Below are 13,205 nucleotides of genomic sequence, written 5' to 3'. Positions count from 1 at the left end.
TCCCCGCGCCGTCCGCCGCCGCGGCGGCCGCGCCGCGCGTGATCAACGCCAGCCCAACGGCAGCTCCTGCCGCAGCAACCGTGCCGCTCCCGGTGCGCAAGCCAAAGCAGTAGCCCTCACAGGGAACGAATAATCACCTCTCCCGCCGCGCATGCTGCGCATTGCGCGTCGACCTCCCGTCCATGCGGAGCATGGCTTCGCCATGACGGGAGAGGCTATGGCGGCTCAACGCTAACCTCTCCCATGGGGAGAGGTCGGCTGGACGCGCGAAGCGCGACAGCCGGGTGAGGGGATGGTTCAGGACCGAGATCGATCGGGTCAATTCGGCCGGTACCGACCTTGTTGGCCGCGGCCAGGACCGCTAGATTTCGCCCCGCGTTGGGTCCCCCGGCGCCGGAACCCGACGGAGCCGTGATGAGCATCAAGAGCATGACCGGCTTTGCGCGCGCGGAAGGAGCGCACGAGGGCACCGCGTGGCACTGGGAGGTGCGCAGCGTCAACGGCCGCGGGCTCGACGTGCGCCTGCGCCTGCCCTCGGGGAGCGAGCCGCTCGAGCCGCGCGTGCGGGAGGCTGTCGCCCGCCACGTGGTGCGCGGCAGCCTGACCATCACCCTGGCGACGGAGCGCAGCGGCAGCATCGCCGAGATCCGCCTCAACGAGCGCGCGCTTGCCCAAGTCATGCAGGCGGCGGACCGCATTCGCGATCTCACCAACGCCACGCCGCCGCGCGTCGACGGCCTCATCGCCATCAAAGGCGTGCTCGACATCGTCGAGCACCAGGAGGACCCCGAGCAGGCGGCGGCACGCGCCGATGCGATGCTCGAGTCGCTCGACGGCGCACTGGTGGCGCTTGTCGCGGCCCGCGCGGCCGAGGGCGCGCGGCTCGCCTCGACGCTGCTCGCCCAGCTCGACGAGATCGAGCGCCTGGTCGGCATCGTGCAGACCTCTCCGGCGCGCACGCGCGAAGCGATCGAGGAGCGGCTGAAAGAGCAGGTGCGCCGCCTGCTGGAAGCCGGCAACGGCCTCGATCCCACACGCCTGCACCAGGAGGCCGTGCTGCTGGCGACCCGGGCCGACGTCGAGGAGGAGCTGCAGCGCCTCACCTCGCACGTCAGCGCGGCGCGCGAGCTGATCGCCGAGAGCGGCGCGGTCGGCCGCAAGCTCGACTTCCTCGCCCAGGAGTTCAACCGCGAGGCCAATACTTTGTGCTCGAAGGCGAGCGACGTGGAGATCACGCGGGCTGGCCTCGCCCTGAAGACGGTCATCGACCAATTGCGCGAGCAAGTGCAGAACATCGAGTAGCGGCAAGACTTAGAGGACGAGAGGGAAGCCTCGCCGGGCAACGCCATGTCGGAGACGTCAACCATAGAGCGGCGCGGGCTGCTGCTCGTGCTTTCCTCGCCCTCGGGGGCCGGCAAGACCACGCTCGCGCGCCGCCTCATCGAGGCCGATGCCGACATCTCGATGTCGGTGTCGGTGACGACGCGCAAAGCTCGTCCCGGCGAGGTCGACGGCCGCGACTACACCTTCGTCGATGAGGCGACGTTCCGGCGCATGGCCGAGAACAATCAGCTTCTCGAGTGGGCGCGCGTGTTCGACAACTGCTACGGCACGCCACGGGCGCCGGTCGAAGCCGCCATCGGCAAGGGCCACGATGTGCTGTTTGACATCGACTGGCAGGGCGCCCAGCAGCTGTCGGAAAAGATGAAGCACGACGTCGTTCGCGTCTTCATCCTACCGCCGTCGGCCGCCTCGCTCGAAGAGCGCCTGCGCGCGCGCGCGCAGGACCCCGACGAGGTCGTGCGCCGGCGCATGGACGAGGCGGCGGCCGAGATCAGCCACTGGCCGGAATACGACTACGTCATCGTCAATACCGACCTGACGCGGTCGATGGAGGGCCTCACCGCCATTCTCACCGCCGAGCGGCTGCGGCGCGAGCGCCTCAACGGCCTCACCGCCTTCGTGCGCGACATGCAGAGCCAGTTGTGATGCGTCGCCTCGCCGGCTCTTTCTGCGCGCTTCTCGCCGCGCTCCTGCCCGCGGCCCCGGCGCAGCCCGGAGCCGGGCATCCGCTCGGCGACGTCGGCAGCCACGAGATAATCGCGGCCAAGCCGGGGAGCATCCTGCGCGTATGGCCGCAAGTTGGCGGCTCGGTCGACAACGCCAGGGCCTATCGCATTCTTTATCGCTCGGCCGGCCTCAACGGCGAGCCGATCGCCGTCTCCGGCGCGGTCTTGTTTCCTGATGGGCCAACGCCACGCTCCAAGCGCGACGTCGTCGCCTGGGCGCACCCGACGACGGGCGTGGTCGAGAAATGCGCGCCGACGCTGCTCCCCGATCTGTCGGGCACCATCGCCGGCATCGACGAGATGCTGGAGCGCGGCTTCGTCATCGCCGCTACCGACTATGCCGGCCTCGGCGGCGAGGGGATGCATCCCTACCTCATCGGGGTGAGCGAAGCACGCAGCGTGCTCGATAGCGTGCGCGCCGCGCGCCAGCTGCCCGACGCGGCAGCTGGCAGCAGCTTCGCCGTGTGGGGACATTCGCAAGGTGGACATGCGGCGCTGTTCACCGGCGAGCAGGCGGCCGGCTACGCGCCCGAGCTGCAGCTCGTCGGCGTCGCGGCGGCGGCACCGGCAACGTATCTCGGCGAGCTGTTCAGGGCCGATCGCGGCTCCATCGGCGGCAACAGCCTGACGGCCATGGTGCTGCTGTCATGGTCAAAGCTCTACGACATCCCGCTCGACAACGTCGTCGAGCCGGGCGCCATGCGCACGTTCGAGGCGGTGGCGAGGACCTGCATCGAACGCATCACCGAGCTGTTGCGGCTGCAGGAGATCGAGGCGCCGCTGCAGCGCGCGTTCCTGAAGGTGGACCCGACCACCATCGAGCCGTGGCGCGGCATCATGCACAAGAACACGCCTGGGCAGGCGCCCGCCGGAGCGCCGGTGCTCATCCTGCAGGGGACGGCGGACGATCTTGTACGCCCGCAGATCACCCAGCAGTTCGCCGACCATCTGTGCGCGGGTGGCGCCGTCGTAGAGATGAAATGGCTCGAGGGCGTTTCGCATTCCTTCGCCGGCTATGATGGGGCGGACACCGCGGTGCGCTGGATGGCCGATCGCTTCCATGGCCACCCGGCACCCAACGGCTGCAAGCGCTGAGCCCTTCTGCCCGAAGAATAGGCACTGTCATCAAGTCGACGCTGCCGCCCATATACCTTGTTGCCAGCGCCTGCAGACAGCGGCGGCGGCTCGCGTTATGAAGCATCAGCTCCCTGAAATTACCGAGTTTCAGCATGCGCGTTTCCTCGGCCACTACCCCCCTCGTTCGCCTCATCGTTGTATCGATCCTCGCCGGCCTGGCGGTCGCGCAGGCAGCGCCCGCGGTTTTGGCCGCGCCGGATATAAAGCTCGACGTATCGCAGGCCGAAATCCGCCGCGCCAAGCCGGGCCGCGTTTTTCACGTCCATCCGCAAATCGGCGGCGCTCCCGCCAACGCCAAGGCGTTCCGCATCGTCTACCGCTCGACCAATCTCAAGGGTGAGCCGATCGCGGTGTCGGGCACGGTCATCTACCCGGCAGCCCCCGGGCCGAGCGAGGGGCGCGACGTGATCGCCTGGGCGCACTACACGACCGGCGTCGCCGGGCGCTGTGCCCCGACCCTTTTGCCCAACCTGTCCGGAACCATCCCCGGGCTCGAGGACATGCTGGCGCGCGGCTATGTCGTCGTCGCCACCGACTACGAAGGCCTCGGGCTGCCCGGCGTGCACGCCTATCTGGTCGGCGTCAGCGAGGCGCGAAGCGTGCTCGATTCGGTGCGTGCGGCACGTAATCTCGCCGGTGCTCACGCCACCAATCGCTTCGCGGTGTGGGGACATTCGCAGGGCGGGCATGCCTCATTGTTCAGCGGCGAATTGGCGGCCGAATATGCGCCAGAGCTGAAGCTCGTCGGTGTTGCCGCCGCCGCGCCGGCCACCAATCTCGTCGATCTGTTCAAGGCGCAGAAGGGCTCCATAGCCGGCAACAGCCTCACCGCCATGGCGCTCCTATCGTGGTCGCGGACCTACAACCTGCCGCTCGACGAGGTGCTGGAGGAGGGAGTCGATAAGCGCTTCGAGAAGGTGGCGGAAAGCTGCATCCAGTCGATCTCGCAGATGCTGAAGATGCTGCAGCTCGCGCGGCCGTTGAGGAAGGCGTTCCTCAAGGCTGACCCGACGACGATCCCGGCTTGGCGCGAGTTGATGCAACAGAACTCGCCCGGCCACGCGCACATCAAGGTGCCGGTGTTCATCGCCCAGGGGACAGGCGATGTGACCGTCAACTCGGGCCTCACCGTGCGCTTTGCCAAGGAGCTGTGCGCGGCCGGGACACCTGTTACGCTCATGATGTTGAAGAACGTGTCGCACGGCTTTGCCGCCGAGAAGAGCGCCTATGCTGCGGTCAACTGGATGCGCGACCGCTTCAAGGGACGCCCGGCGCCCAACGACTGCGGCCGCTAGATTGAGAAATCCATTGCCCATTGTCTTTGCATTGGAACCGGACCTGTCCGCCGATGAGTTTCGGCACGTGTTGGTAGCGTCGACGCTTGCCGAGCGACGGCCTGCGGGAGATCTTGCGCGTCTCGACAAGATGTTGCGTCACGCCGACGTCGTCGTGACGGCTCGTGATGCCGGTCACCTCGTTGGAGTGTCGCGAGCCGTCACCGACTTCTCCTACTGCTGCTACCTGTCCGATCTCGCCGTCGACATCGACTACCAGCGGCAGGGCATCGGCAAGCGCCTCATTGAGGAGACGCACGCGGCCGCGGGTGAGACTACGACCCTCATTCTTGTCGCGGCGCCGGCAGCGGAAGCTTACTACCCGAGGATAGGCATGCAGCGCTTGACGAGCTGCTGGGCAATCCCTCGCAAGCGCTAGCCTCGTGACAGGGCCAGCTCGCAGCTGCTCCTTTGTCGTCGCATTGGCGGCAACTGCGTCGACCCTCGCCTGCGCGAGGATGACGGGCAGGGGAGGCGACGACGCGCCAGGATCTAGACGCGGCGTAGCGCGGAGCGCTCGTAGACCAGCGCCAGGCGGGCGAAGTCTTTGACCGCGACGTCCTCGGCGCGCAGGTTGCCGGCGATGCCAGCCGCCTCGAGCAGCTGCTCCGGCGCGCCGACGAGCTGCTTCAGGCTGACGCGCAGCATCTTGCGCCGCTGGCCGAACGCTGCCGCCGTGACGCGCGCCAGCGCCTGCGGCGTGCACGGCGGGGAGGGCTCCCTGTGCGGGATGAACTCGACGACCGCCGAGGTGACCTTCGGCGGCGGGGTGAACGCCTCGCGCGGCACGTTGAGCACCATGCGCGCGGCCGTCCGCCACTGCGCCAGCACCGACAGGCGCCCATAGGCCTTGCTGCCGGGATGAGCGACGATGCGCTCCGCCACCTCTTTCTGGAACATCAGCACCATGCGCTCGAACCACGGCGGCCACGGCTCGCTGTCAAGCCAGCCCGTGAGCAGCAGCGTGGCGACGCCGTAGGGGAGGTTGGCGATGATAACCGCCTGCCCGCGCGCCGGGCCGACGAGTCGTGGCCAGTCGGCTTCGAGCGCGTCGCCGAAGTGGACCTCGAGCTTGCCGGGGTAGCGCTGGGCGATCATCTCCAGCGCGCCGCGCGTGCGCTCGTCGCGTTCCACGGCGATGACGCGGGCGGCACCCTCCAGGAGCAGCGCGCGCGTCAGGCCGCCCGGTCCGGGACCGACCTCGACCACCGTGCGTCCCGCGAGCGACCCGGCCGCGCGGGCGATGCGCCGCGTCAGGTTGAGGTCGAGGATGAAGTTCTGGCCGAGGCTCTTCTTGGCCTTGAGGCCGAAGGCACCGATCACCTCGCGCAGCGGCGGCAATCCGTCGGGGCTCGCCCCGCTGCCGGGATCTCTATCCCCGGCGGTCATGGTGACGCCGCGCGCGCCGCGACGATGGCCGAGGCGAGCTTCAGAGCCTCGATGAAGCTCGCCGCCGAGGCGCGGCCCTCGGCGGCAATGTCGAACGCCGTACCGTGGTCCGGCGAGGTGCGCACGAACGGCAGCCCGAGCGTGACGTTGACGCCCTCGTCGAAGGCGATGGTCTTCAGCGGGATCAACGCCTGGTCGTGGTACATGGCGACGACGGCGTCATACCCGCGCCGGGCCGCGGGATGGAACAGGGTGTCGGCCGAATGCGGCCCCGTAACCGACAGGCCTTCCGCGCGCAAGTCGGCGATCGCCGGGGCGATGGTCTCGATCTCCTCGCGCCCCATCGTGCCTTCTTCGCCGGCGTGCGGATTGAGACCGGCAACGGCGATGCGTGGCGCGGCTATGCCGAAGTCGCGCTTCAAGGCCGCGTAGGTCGTGCGCACGGTCTCGAAGATGAGGGGACGGGTGATCATCTTCGGCACCGCGCAGAGCGCGCAGTGCACCGTCAAGGGCACGACACGCAGCTCGTGCGCGGCGAGCATCATCACCGGCCGGAAGGGCTTGCCGTAGTGCCGCTCGGCCAACGCGGCGAGAAACTCCGTGTGGCCGGGAAAGGGAAAGTTGGCGCCGTGCACCACGTGCTTGGCGATCGGATTGGTGACGACGGCGGAGGCTTCGCCGCGGACGACCGCCGCCGTTGCCGCCTCAATGGCATCGATGACGCCGGCGGCGTTGGCGGCATCGGGCGCGCCGGCGCGCGGGCGGACGGGGAGCGGGCTGTGCAACACGGGAAGGGCGGCGCCGAAGACCTCCAACGCCTCGCCCGGGGCGCCGACGCCGGCCACGGGAACCGCAAGGCCGAGCAGCCGCGCCCGCTCGCCGAGCACGTCCTTGTCGGCGAAGACCACGAACGGCTCGAGACCCTTGTCGCTACGCTCGAGCCAGGCGCGCAGCGTGATCTCCGGCCCGATGCCGGCGGGGTCGCCCATCGACACCGCGAGCGGGCGCCGGCGTCTGTTGTCCGTCCCGCTAGTCATTAGCGGAACTCGATGTGGGCATCCGTACGCAGGTCCTTGAGGTGCTTCTTGGAGAGGATTTCGAACTCTTTCTGACGCAGCTGGTTCTCGGCCGTCTCGCGCTTGCTGTCCGCCGCCTTGATGACCTTGCGGCTGCACACGGCCCACAGCTCGACGCCACTCTCGCCGATGGTGGCGGGGAGAAGCTCGTCGTCGTGCGCGTTGAGCAACAGGCTGCGCGTCGGCTCCGGCAAGCTGCTCGGCCGCCGGTCGCCGAGGTTGTCGAAGCGCGCGCCGGGGACGCCGCGCGCCATCGTCTCCATGCTCTTGCAGCCCTCGAACTTGACGCGCAGCCGCTCGGCCTCGCTCAGGCGCTGGGCGAGGCGCTTCTGATCCTGGTTGGTGGGCACGCTGAGCAGCACGCGATGGATGCGCAGCTCCACGTCGTCCTGGCCCTCGGCACTGGCCACGATGCGATCGACGTCGCGGCTGGCGACTGTAATCTGATGGCCGAACTTGCGGCGGATGACGTCTGTCCACGACAGCGAGGCGCGGATGCGCTCGCGCATCACGGTGATGTTGGCCCCCATCTTGGAGATGTGCTCGGCAAATTGCTGGGACGTCATCTTGTTGCGCTCGGCCATGCCGGCGACGATGCGGTCGACCTCCTCGTCGGCGGCGACGACGCTGAGCTTCTTGGCCTCCTGCATCTTGAGACGCTCCTCGATGATCTCGTCGAGCGCCTGCTTGCGGGCCGTGGGGACGTATTCCTTCTCGATCTGGCTCTTGATGCTGGCGACGAACTCGCCCTGCAGCTGTCTGACGCGCGCCTGCTGCTCGGCCTCCGTCTTCGGCGGGTTCGCCTTCAGCCGCTTCATGGCGAAATTCTTGAACTGCTCGTTCATGCTCGGCGACTTGAGCTTCGCCTGCAATCGCTTCTGCACGTCGGGGGCGCCGAGCATCGACAGGGCGACGCGCTGCTCGATCTCGTAGCCGGTGATGGGCTCGTCGTTGACGAGGGCGACGATCGATTGGATGGGGCGGTCGGCTGTGCCCTCGGCCGCCGTGGCCTTGGCGGTGACGGTGGGCTTGTCCTGGGCGAGCAGGGCACCGGGCGCGACGGTCAGGGTGAGCACGAGCAAGCAGCGCATCGCGCACGCCGCGCGATGCCGGAAAGGCGTGGAGCGGGCTTGAATAGGGGCCACGTTTCGGGCCATGGGTGCGTCTTCCAGTCCTGCAGTGTGCGCACGGCGGCGTACCTAGACCGGGCGGTGCCGCCCCGGCGATGCGCCGCCTTCAGCCTTTATAGATAGCAGCAAGTCGGCGCGCCGGCGCAACCTGGCGTCGCTTATCGACGTAAACATTGGCGGCCCCGTGACGCGCCCTAGCCTGCAAGGGGCGGTCGGAGGGTCATGCCCCGTGCCTCGGCTATTGAGGCGTACTGGCGGACTGCTGCTCGCTGAAGCTCGAGCTGAGGACGTCGGTCGAGTAGCCGAACTCGCCGAGGTGCTTCAACTCGAAGCGCAGCATGAGCGTCTGGCCATCCACCAGATCCGGGTTGGTGTAGTAGTTGTCCGTATACGTCGCGGTCAGCACGAAACACTCGTCGGCGTACTTCACCTGGAACATGTCGGAGGCGAGCTCGTCATCGTCGATGTCGTAGCGCATGGCCGCGGCGACGCTCCAGTGATCCGTCAGGCGAATGCCGAGGCTGGCGTAGACGTCCTCTTGCGCCGTGTCGATGCCGTTGGTCGGGTCGGTGTTGAGGTAGGCGTAGATGGCGCTCATGGCGAACGGGCCGATATTCAGCTGGCCGCCGGCGTCCTGACGCGCGAGGGAGAAATCGGACTGGTCGAAGCGCGACTGCGAGATCAGCTGGATGAAGCTCCAGGGCGCCAGGTAGGCACCCAGCACGTAGTCGGAGCGGTCGTTCTGCAGGCCGCTGAAGGGCGTGAACGTCGGGTTGAGAAGGGAGTCTTTCCCGGGATCGGCATAAGCGTTGTCACCTGCCAGGTGGAAGCTCTCGCCGGCGAGGACCCGCGCATAGCCGCCGTTGTTGCCCTGGAAGGTGTACTGCAGGCCGACGTTGGCGCGCGTGCCCGTCTCGATGCGGTCATAGCCGGAGAACTTGGTGAACTCGAAAAGGTTCGTATCATCGAACACGAGGCTCTGCGCATCCTCGTTGGGCAGGTTGTCCTGCCTCACGCTGTTCTGGCGGGCGATGATCTGGCCGATGGGCTCGATGACGTGCGACCCGGAGGTGGTGTTTGCAACCCATGGATAGGCAACCGTCACGCCGCCGAGCGCCAGCCCCCTGGCCAGCGAGGTCTCGCTCACTTCGGTGGGCATGCCCAGATTAGCAGTCGACTCTGGGTCGACGTAATTGTTGATCTGATAGAGGTCGCCTCGCAGCTGGCCGAAGGGCGTGTAAGTGATACCCAACGGATCGGTGAACCGCCGCCGCCAGTTCAGCTCGGTGACGATGCGGTTCATCTGCATGTTGTTGATGGAGGTGACCGTGGGCTCCTGGTTGTCGGTGAAGCTCAAGGCGTTCGTGTTCCAGGTTAGCTCCCCACCGAAGATCGGATCGGCGAACACGTAGTTATAGTCGATGATCGGGTAGGCGTAGGACTGCGAGTCGCCGAATCCCTGCGTGTCGAACATCAGTCCGCCGAAGTGATAGAGCTCGGCGCCGAAGTAGTTGCGGTCCGAGATGCCGGCCAGGAAGACCTTGTTGACGCGGTCGGTGAGCAGGATGTTGTCGAGCTTATAGAAGCGGCGGAACGTATCGTCGCTCTCCAACGTCACGTCCCAGCCGAACTTCCACCAGCTCGACAGCGAGAACAGACCCTTGGTCTCGAGGCTGCCGCGCCAGCCGTCGTACTGGTCGCGGTTGGTGATGGCCGACGGCAGGTCGGCGGCATCCTGATCGATGCCGGCACCCCTGATGTAGTACTGGCCGTCCTCGGTGCGGTGCCGCCACTCGCCCTGCCACAGCACGCCCTGGCGCGAGGTGTACATCGGGTAGAAGGTGAAGTCGTAGTTCGGCGCCAGCGCGAAGTAGTAGGGGATGGTGGTGCTGTAGCCGAGCGTGTCGGACACCGACGGCTGCGGCATCAGGAAACCGGACTTGCGCTTCACCGACGGATCGGCGTGCTCGAAGTAGGGCGTGTAGAGGATCGGCACCCCGAACAGCTCGAACTGCGCATCCTGATAGGTGATGGTCGCGGCCGACTGGTCGTGGATGACGGTTGCCGCGCTCAAGCACCATAGCGGCGGCATGCCGCCGTCGGATTTGCAGGGCGTGAAGCGGCCGTTTTTGAAGACCGTCGTGTTGCCGGCCCGGCGTTGCGCGGACTCTGCGGCGATGCGCGTGTCGTCCGAGGCGACGATGGAGAGCTGCGAGACGAAGCCGTCGCGGAAGTCGTCGGTGAGGGTATAGCGGTCGGCGCGGACGACGTTGCCGTTCGGCTCCTTCAAGACGACGTTGCCGACCGCCGTCAGCGTGTTGGCCGACTGGTCGTAAACCACTTGGTCAGCGGTGAGGATGTAGTTGTTGTAGTAGATCTCGACATTGCCGCGCGCGATCACCTTGTTGCCGCCGGTGTCGTAGATCAGCTCGTCGCCCTGCAGATAGAGCGGCTGCGATTTGTCGATGTTGCGCGACGGCCCGACCAGGCTCTGCTTGGGGAACGAGCTCGACTGGGAGACGTCGGGAGCCAGCGTCGATGGGTCTTGAGCGTGCGCGTCGTGGGCGGCGCCGAGGCAAGCGAGCAGGACAGCGAGCACGCCCAAACGCACCCGGCCGGCAGCCTTGCGGTGCCGGCAGGTGACGCGTGACGATCCGCAACCCTCTTGCGGTGCCCGCGTTAGACGCATCACTCAGCCATCCTCCTGGTGCAACAGTACTGCAGCCGAGACAATCATCACGAGGACCACGGGTAACCAGATCGCCGCCCAGGGGGGCGTCAATCCGGCCACACCGACTTGTCGGGAGACTTCTGACAGAAGAAAGAAGCCAAACCCCCCCACCAGTCCAGCAATAACCATAGTCTGGATGCCCCCACCGCGGAATGACCGCAACGACACAGTGGCCGCCAAAAGGACCATCGCCGCGCACAACAATGGCCTTGACATCAGAGCTTCATACTGAACACGCAGCCGGTCTGATGAAAGTTGAGCCTTTTCCGCCACTTCTATCAGCGCTGGCATTTCCCAGAAGGACACCGAGAACAGCGTTCCCAGGGCGTCGCTGACGCGGTCCGGTGTAAGGTATGTGGAGACGAGGTAGATATCGAACTTTTCCGGCTCGCGGCCGATGCGCACCACCCAGGCTTCCTTGACCTCCCAGTAGCCCTCGTGCAGGTCGGCGCGCTTGCCGTCGACGCGCTCCACGAAGTGGCCCTCGTTGTCGAAAATGAACGCCGACACGCCGTGTAGCGTCAGGCCGCGGTTGGTGGCTATGGCAGCGCTCATGACCGACTGCCCGTCGGCCCCGTTCTGGCGCAGCCAGGAGGAGCCCGAGCGGGAGCGTAAGAGGTTGGTTTCCTTGCCGAATGCCTCGGCAAAGAGACCCTCGGCGGCATCCCGCCCGGCCGCCGCCATGGGGTTGAAGACGGTGACCGTGAGCACGCCGACTACGAAGGCGACGAAAATTCCCGGGCGCAGGAACTGCCACACCGACATGCCGCCGGCGCGCATGACGGTGAGTTCGCTCTTGCGGCTGAGCTGGAGCAGCGCCGTGATGGAGCCGACCAGCACGGCGAAGGCGATGAGAAACTCGGCATAGGCGGGCAGGCGCAAGAGCGCGATGAGGCCGAGGGTCGGCAGCGGCACCTCGCCGTGCTTGCCCGACTGGCGCAACAGCTCGACGAAGTCGATGAGATAGATCAGCACCGAGCAGAGAAGGAAGGTCGTCAGAATCGCCATGAGAAAGCGGACGGCGATGTAGCGGCCGAGGGTGCGGGTGCCGATCACGGTGCCTACCTCCGCCCGCCGGTTGCGGCGCGCCGCCCAACGCGCCAGCGGCGCACCAGGTCGGCAAGGCGCGCAAAGCCATCCACGATCGGATCGAAAATGAGCCCGGGGAAGCGCGAGGTCGTCAGCCTGCGGCGCGCCCGCTCCATCAGCGTGAGTGCCCCAAGCATGGCGACCAAGGGCAGCGCATAGAGTAGTGGCGCCGCCGCGGCGTTGAGGACGACGATGTTGTTGAGCGCCAGGCCGCCGAGGCGCAGCGCGGCCGCCAGCACGAAGGCGATCGCCACCTGCTGCACACGGTTCTGGCGCGTCGAGTGCGCCTGCCCGACGGCGGCGAGTGCAATGAGTGCGAAAGCGATCGGGTAGAGCGGACTGGAGAAACGCTCATGCAACTCGGCGCGGAACTTGCCTGGCGCACTGCGATAGCTGTTGCTCGTGGGCTCGGGGTAGAGAAGCTCGCTCAGGTAGCGCTCGCGCGGCTTTAGATCCTCGTCCTCGGAGAGCTTCTTCTCGAACTGGTCGAGGTCGACGGCATACTTCTCGAAGGCGATGATCTGCGCCGGCTCGTCCTTGTCGGTGCGGCGCACGATGTGTCCCTTGCTCATGACGAGAAAGTTGGAGGGATCGTGCTCGACGATGAGGCCACGCTCGGCAAGGTACGACTGGTTGAGTTCCTTGTTGCGCGTGTCGTGGACGATCAGCCCCAGCAGCTCTCCGCTCGGGGCGCGCTCGCGGATGTGAAAGGTCAGGCCTTGCTCGGGGCTGGAAAAGGCCCCCGGCTGGATCACCTGCGTCAGGATGTTGGCGCGCACCTGCACGATGTACTGGCGCAGCAGCTTGAGGCTCCAGGGCATGGCGAGGTGATTGACGAAGGCGACGCCCAGCGCCACCAGCAGTGCCAGCGTCAGAAGCGGCTTGGCCGCCCGCCATACGGTGGCGCCGGAGGCGGTCAAGACGATCAGCTCGGAATCGCCGTTGAGGCGGTTGAGGGTGTGGATGGACGCGATGAGCAGCGAGAAGGGGGCGATGATGGCCATCAGGTTGGGTAGCGCCAGGGTCGTCATCTTGATCAGCATCCACACGTCTTGACCCTGGCTGGTCACGACGTTGAGCTGACGCAGCGCTAGGGCCACCCAGACGATGCTCGACAGCGACAACAGGATGATGAGCAGCGCGGACCCGGCCTGCCGAAAGACATACCTTTCGAAAATCGTCATGCTGACCGAGTGTGATGAATGGGGCGCCCGCGCCCTGCCGGCCCTCCCCGGCTCGTCCCATACCGC

11 protein-coding genes are annotated in these 13,205 nt (G+C 66.8%); 5 read left to right on the top strand and 6 right to left on the bottom strand.

Features of this window, described 5'->3' with window-relative positions; translation table 11 throughout:
* Positions 1 to 414 precede the first annotated feature (414 nt).
* The 5 genes from F9K20_RS16525 (at position 415) to F9K20_RS16505 (ending at position 4,919) form a co-directional block, all read left to right on the top strand.
* Entirely contained in the window at positions 415 to 1,302 is an 888-nt protein-coding gene (locus tag F9K20_RS16525; RefSeq protein WP_291004267.1) for a YicC/YloC family endoribonuclease, read from the top strand.
* Between the two features lie 45 nt (positions 1,303 to 1,347).
* Entirely contained in the window at positions 1,348 to 1,989 is a 642-nt protein-coding gene (gmk, locus tag F9K20_RS16520) for a guanylate kinase (RefSeq protein WP_291004264.1), read from the top strand.
* Entirely contained in the window at positions 1,989 to 3,164 is a 1,176-nt protein-coding gene (locus tag F9K20_RS16515; RefSeq protein ID WP_291004261.1) for a lipase family protein, read from the top strand. Before gmk ends, F9K20_RS16515 begins: the two co-directional genes overlap by 1 nt.
* A gap of 134 nt (positions 3,165 to 3,298) precedes the next feature.
* Positions 3,299 to 4,501 carry a lipase family protein gene (locus F9K20_RS16510; RefSeq protein WP_291004259.1) on the top strand — a complete coding sequence of 401 codons (1,203 nt, stop codon included), beginning with the start codon at positions 3,299 to 3,301 and terminating at the stop codon, positions 4,499 to 4,501.
* Positions 4,502 to 4,568: 67 nt separating this feature from the next.
* Positions 4,569 to 4,919 (top strand): GNAT family N-acetyltransferase, encoded by a 351-nt coding sequence (locus F9K20_RS16505; RefSeq protein WP_291004256.1) that lies wholly within the window; start codon positions 4,569 to 4,571, stop codon positions 4,917 to 4,919.
* A 113-nt stretch (positions 4,920 to 5,032) separates the two neighbouring features.
* On the opposite strand, the gene rsmA is transcribed toward F9K20_RS16505, so the two are convergent.
* The 6 genes from rsmA to lptF form a co-directional block, all read right to left on the bottom strand.
* Positions 5,033 to 5,929 carry a 16S rRNA (adenine(1518)-N(6)/adenine(1519)-N(6))-dimethyltransferase RsmA gene (rsmA, locus tag F9K20_RS16500; RefSeq protein ID WP_291004253.1) on the bottom strand — a complete coding sequence of 299 codons (897 nt, stop codon included), beginning with the start codon at positions 5,927 to 5,929 and terminating at the stop codon, positions 5,033 to 5,035.
* On the bottom strand, positions 5,926 to 6,966 hold the full coding sequence (pdxA, locus tag F9K20_RS16495) for a 4-hydroxythreonine-4-phosphate dehydrogenase PdxA (RefSeq protein ID WP_291004250.1): 1,041 nt from the start codon (positions 6,964 to 6,966) through the stop codon (positions 5,926 to 5,928). Before pdxA ends, rsmA begins: the two co-directional genes overlap by 4 nt.
* Entirely contained in the window at positions 6,966 to 8,096 is a 1,131-nt protein-coding gene (locus F9K20_RS16490; RefSeq protein WP_291004247.1) for a SurA N-terminal domain-containing protein, read from the bottom strand. The genes pdxA and F9K20_RS16490 overlap by 1 nt, the downstream gene beginning before the upstream one ends.
* A gap of 277 nt (positions 8,097 to 8,373) precedes the next feature.
* Positions 8,374 to 10,824 (bottom strand): LPS-assembly protein LptD, encoded by a 2,451-nt coding sequence (locus F9K20_RS16485; RefSeq protein ID WP_291004244.1) that lies wholly within the window; start codon positions 10,822 to 10,824, stop codon positions 8,374 to 8,376.
* Positions 10,825 to 10,827: 3 nt separating this feature from the next.
* A complete protein-coding gene (gene lptG, locus F9K20_RS16480; protein WP_291004241.1) occupies positions 10,828 to 11,922 on the bottom strand; it encodes an LPS export ABC transporter permease LptG in 1,095 nt (364 codons plus the stop codon).
* A gap of 5 nt (positions 11,923 to 11,927) precedes the next feature.
* Entirely contained in the window at positions 11,928 to 13,139 is a 1,212-nt protein-coding gene (lptF, locus tag F9K20_RS16475; protein ID WP_291004239.1) for an LPS export ABC transporter permease LptF, read from the bottom strand.
* Between the last annotated feature and the right edge of the window lie 66 nt (positions 13,140 to 13,205).

The sequence above is a fragment of the Hyphomicrobium sp. genome (assembly GCF_009026145.1).
In the GTDB taxonomy this organism is placed as follows: Bacteria; Pseudomonadota; Alphaproteobacteria; order Rhizobiales; family Hyphomicrobiaceae; genus Hyphomicrobium_A.
Note: the sequence above shows the minus strand (reverse complement) of the source record. Positions and strands in the feature narration are given on the sequence as shown.